Source organism: Neisseria sp. P0009.S007, from assembly GCF_051962515.1.
Genome location: NZ_JBQCVF010000370.1, coordinates 1 through 1,346 on the forward strand (window position 1 = coordinate 1; position 1,346 = coordinate 1,346).

1 protein-coding gene is annotated in these 1,346 nt (G+C 57.7%); it reads left to right on the forward strand.

Annotated features, from left to right (window positions below; translation table 11 throughout):
* Positions 1-1,346, forward strand: a 1,346-nt coding sequence (locus ACTHS3_RS13340; RefSeq protein ID WP_440368170.1) for a hypothetical protein, incomplete at both ends; no start/stop codon positions are given.

Genomic DNA, 1,346 nt, shown 5'->3' on the forward strand with positions numbered 1-1,346 from the left:
GATATCCTCTACCGGCAAGCCGCCGCCCTTTTGGAACAATCCAATACCGCCCAAGCCCTGCCCCTGCTGCAACAGGCCGCAGAGCAGGGATATACGGAAGCTGCTTTTGTATTGGGCAACTATCTGCTGCAAAACGGTCATCCGGAGCAGGCACTTCCATGGTTGGAAGCCGCCGCGGCCCAACGCCATCCCAAAGCACTCTTCTCCCTGCTGCAACAACGCGAATACAACGGCACCCCGACCGGACAGCTTCTTAACGAATACGCCTGGCTGGGTGAGCAAGGTCACTTCGAAGCCCAATTAATCCTCATGCGTTACCACGCGCAACGCAACGATCCACAATCGCTCTACTGGGCAGAGCTTGCCGCTGCCCGATATGCCGCGCCTGCGTATTACCATCTGGCACGTCATCATCAACGCCAAGGCGACGTTGAAACAGCCATCGAACAATACGAAAAAGCGGCCGCGCTCGGCGTAACTGCCGCCTGCTGGCAACTCGGTCAAATCTACTTCTACGGCACAGGTGTCAGTCCAAACCACGCACAAGCCGAACATTATCTCGAACAAGCCGCGCAAGCCGGCCACATCGCCGCACAAACCCTGCTGGCCGACCTTCTTGCCGCCCAACGCAAACCCGAAGCCTTAGAATGGTATCGTCGTGCCGCCGATAAGGAACAAGCGGAAGCACAGGCCAAGCTGGCCCAATACGCCCTGACCGGCGAACTTTCCGAACGCGACCCGTTCCAAGCGGCACGCTACGCCAAAGCTGCTGCAGAGAAAGACCATCCCGAAGCGCTGAAAATCATGGGCGACCTCTACCGCTACGGCCTTGGCATCAAAGCCGACAACCATATCGCGCACGATTACTACCACCGTGCCGCCGCGCTGGGTTCTGCCGCCGCGGCACAAAAACTCATCAGCGACGCCGCGCTGTACCATCCGCAACAATACGAACAAATCAAAACAGCTGCCCTGCAACAGCAACAAATCGAAACCATCTACCGTTTGGCAGAAGCACAAGCCTACTCCATCGGCCGTCCCGCCGACTACAATGCCGCGCGCAAGAATTACATGGAAGCTGCCGAGTTCCACCATAAAAACGCGGCGGCAGCCTTAGGCCGCATCTACCATTACGGCCTCGGTACAGCGCAAGACCCTCGGGCGGCTGCACACTGGTACGCCATTGCTGCCGAACAAAACCATCCTTCCGCCCAATACCACCTCGCCTGTTTTTACTATCACGGGCAAGGTGTCGGCTGTCATGTTCCAACCGCCTGCTACTGGCTGCAGGCCGCCATCAGCAACGGCCACACTTCGGCCGAATCATTAACATCCCTATTAGAACA